Source organism: Curtobacterium sp. B18 (assembly GCF_000333375.1).
In the GTDB taxonomy this organism is placed as follows: Bacteria; Actinomycetota; Actinomycetes; order Actinomycetales; family Microbacteriaceae; genus Curtobacterium.
Genome location: NZ_BACZ01000590.1, coordinates 1 through 3589, shown reverse-complemented (window position 1 = coordinate 3589; position 3589 = coordinate 1). Strand labels below are relative to the sequence as shown.

The following is a 3589-nucleotide window of genomic DNA, read 5'->3' as shown; positions in this document are numbered from 1 at the left end:
GCGGTGATGGCGATCGGCGTTGGTCGAGCGACCCGGCGCCCACGCTCGCCGAGTTCAAGTCCTGGGTCGCCGCCGGTGACATCGGGTACTACGTCTCCTCCGGTTCGGGCGGCGGCATGGGCGGCGGATCGTCCACCGCGTCGGCCATCCAGGAGTGGGTCGCGGCGAACTTCTCGTCCACGACCGTGGGCGGGCAGACCGTGTACGACCTGAGCAGCACGAAGTGACCGACGACGAGGGCGCGGTGGATAGGCTCGCGGGCGTGACCGGCCAACCGCTGCAGCGCACCGACGGGTCCCCCGTCCGCGTCCTCGTCGTCGACGACGAGCACGCCCTCGCGGACGCCGTCGCCCTCGCGTTCGAGGGCGACGGCTGGTCCGTGCGGACGGTGCACCGCGGACGCGACGTCCTGTTCGCGGCACGCGAGTCGCAGCCGGACGTGATCGTGCTCGACGTGATGCTGCCGGACATCGACGGCTTCGAGGTCCTCGAACGGCTCCGGGACGCCCGGGACGACGTGCGCGTGCTGTTCCTCACCGCGCGGGACGCCCCCGAGGACCGGCTCGCCGGACTCACCGGCGGTGGCGACGACTACCTCACGAAGCCGTTCGGCATCGAGGAACTCCTCGTCCGGGCACGCATCCTCGCCCGCACCTCACCCCGGGTGACGGCGGTCGCCGGCTCCGCCGGGACGAGCGTCGGCGACCTCCACCTCGACGAGGACACCAGGACGGTCACGCGGGCCGGCGAGCAGATCGACCTCACCCCGACCGAGTACGAGCTGCTGCGACACCTCGCACGGAACGCCAACCGCGTGCTCTCGCGGGAGCAGCTGCTCGCCAACGTGTGGGGCATGGACTTCGGCACGTCGTCCAACCTCGTGGACATGTACGTGTCGTACCTCCGCAAGAAGCTCGACGCCGGACGCGAGCCGATGCTGCAGACCGTGCGCGGGGCCGGGTACGTGCTCCGGCCGACGACGTGAGCCGACGGCGGCGGCCGAGCCGCGCCTCCCGGACCACGACCGTGACCGAACGGTCCCGACGCGTGCCGTCGCTGCGGTGGCGGATCGTGGCGGCCGTCGCCCTCCTGCTCGTCGCGACCAACGTCGTCGTCGGGGCGGTGACGGTCGTCGCGTTCCGCGGGTACCTCGTCGATCGACTCGACGCGGAACTCGCGACGGCGGCGAACCGGACCGTCGGCGGACAGGACGGCGACCGTCCCCCGCCACCGACGAGCAGCTCCGGCTCGGACCCGGAGAACGCGTTCATCGGCGCACCCGGGCAGTCCGCCGGGACGGTCGTCGCGATCCGTCGCGACGGCGCGACGGTCCTCGGCGGGTACACGGACAGCAGCGGCCGACAGCACGGGCTGACGTCGGCGCAGGAGGCGACGCTCGCCGGGATCGCCAGCGACGGCGACCCGGTGACGGTCCACCTCGGGGCGCTCGGCTCGTACCGTGCCCAGGCGATCGGCGACGACGGCGACGTGTTCGTCACGGCGCTGCCCCTCGGCGACCTCGACGCCGCGATCGGCCGCCTGCTGCTCGTCATCGGGGTGGTGACGGTGCTCGGCCTGCTCGTCGCGGCGTGGGCGCTCACGCTGCTCGTCCGACGGTCGCTCCGACCGCTCGAGCGGGTCGCGGCGGTGGCCTCCGACGTCACGGGGCTCGACCTGGAGCGCGGCGGCACCGACATCCCGGTGCGGGTGGCCGCCGGGGACCTCGCGGCGAACCGCGAGGTCGCGCAGGTCGGCACCGCGCTCAACCGGCTCCTCGGGCACGTCGCCCGCGCGCTGACGGTCCGGCGGGACGCCGAGGCGGGCATGCGCACGTTCGTCGCCGACGCGTCGCACGAGCTGCGCACCCCGATCGCGACCGTGCGGGCGTACGCGGAGCTGACCGCGACGACCTCGGACCTCCCCACGATCCACCGGAACGTCGAGCGCATCGGGCGGGAGGCCGTGCGGATGGGCGACCTCGTCGAGGAGCTCCTCTTGTTGGGGCGCCTAGAAGCCGTCGCGCTGGCCTCGGGACGGGCGCCGGTGCGGGGACCCGTCGACCTGACCTCGCTCGTCGTCGAGGCGACCATGGACGCGCGTGCGACCGCACCGGACCACCGCTGGACGCTGCAGGTGCCGGACGACCACCCGCTCGTGGTCTCGGGGGACGCGACGCAGCTGCGGCGGGTCGTGACGAACCTGCTGGCGAACGCGCGGACGCACACGCCGGCCGACACCACGGTGGTGGTCTCGCTGCAGCGGTCGGGCGAGGTCGCGCGGCTCGTGGTCGCGAACGACGGGCCGGTCATCCCCGCCGAGGCCCTCCCGACCCTGTTCGAGCGGTTCACCCGCGGCGAGGCGTCCCGGTCCCGCGAGCACGGGACGAGCGGCCTCGGGCTCGCCATCGTCCGGGCCGTGGTGACCGCGCACGACGGGCTCGTCCGGGTGGTGTCGGAGCCGGGGCGGACGGCGTTCACGGTCGACCTGCCGGGCGGGGCGGCGGACGGGGTGGTTGACCTGGGCTGACCGGGCGGTCCGGCGGACGGGGCGGCTGACCTGGACTGACCGGGCGGGGCGGTGGGCCGGGCGGGTTCGCTCCGGCCGCCCGGAGCAACTAGGTTCGGACGGTGCCCTCACGCCTGTCCGCACTCGCCGGTGACCTCCGCATCCGGGCAGGGGTGGCGGCCGTGGTCCTCGTCTGGGCCCTCTACCAGTGCTTCTGGAACATCGGCGGGCCGAACATCACCGGTGACGAGGACATCTACCTCCGGGCCGGCTGGCAGTACGTGCACGGCGACTTCTCGTTCAACCGCGAGCACCCCCCGACGGCGAAGTACCTCTTCGGTCTCGCCCAGCTCGTCGCAGGGCAGGGACCGATCGGTCCGCGGGTGCTCGTCGCGCTGCTCACCTTCGGCGTCGGCATCGCGCTCTATGGGTGGCTCCGACGCGAACTCGGGTACTGGGGTGCGCTGCTCGCCGCGGCGCTCTGGTGGCTGACACCCCGCGGCGGTGCCGGTCCGCGCGTCGACCGGCTCGCGCTGCTCGACCCCGTGATGACCGCCTTCGCGGTGCTCGCGGTCGCGACGGCGTGGGTGTGGATCCGCGGCAACCGCTGGTGGCTGGCGCCGGTGTCCGGGGCCCTGATGGCCCTGTCGGTGACGAGCAAGGTGTCCACCGTGGTGCTGCTGCCGGCGTTCCTGCTGCTGCCCGTCCTGTTCCGTGCCTGGCGTCGGCTGCTCGTCGGCGGTGCGATGTGGGCGGTGGCGTTCGGGATCGTGTTCTTGGTGTCCTACGTGCCGATGGGCGTCCGGTCCGCGATCCGTTACATGATCGACTTCCAGGAGGGGCAGAACACCCTCGGGCACCCGATCACCATCGGCGGCACCGTGTACCGGTTCGCGCCGTGGTGGGCGAACCTGCACTTCATGGAGGCCGGCACGGGCGCGCTCCTGCTCGTCGTCCTGGCGGTCGGCGTCGTCGCCGCTCTCGGGATCCGGCCCGACCGCCTCGTCGCCTACGTCGGGGTCGTCCTGGCGCTGCTGGTGGGCTTCTACGTGGTCGTCGCCAAGATCGCACTGCCCACCTACTA

General features: G+C 73.3%; 4 protein-coding genes. All 4 read left to right on the top strand.

Annotated elements, in window-relative coordinates; genetic code table 11:
- Positions 1-227: hypothetical protein (locus I5E_RS16040; protein ID WP_031262964.1), on the top strand; the 227-nt coding region annotated here is incomplete at its 5' end.
- Positions 224-985: a response regulator transcription factor gene (locus I5E_RS16035; RefSeq protein WP_042723969.1), complete on the top strand. Its 762-nt coding sequence runs from the start codon at positions 224-226 to the stop codon at positions 983-985. The genes I5E_RS16040 and I5E_RS16035, both read left to right, overlap by 4 nt.
- A 41-nt stretch (positions 986-1026) precedes the next feature.
- Positions 1027-2526, top strand: coding sequence for a sensor histidine kinase (locus tag I5E_RS16030; RefSeq protein WP_022907877.1), 1500 nt, complete (start codon positions 1027-1029; stop codon positions 2524-2526).
- A 101-nt stretch (positions 2527-2627) separates the two neighbouring features.
- On the top strand, positions 2628-3589 hold a 962-nt coding region (locus tag I5E_RS16025; RefSeq protein WP_022907876.1), incomplete at its 3' end, for an ArnT family glycosyltransferase.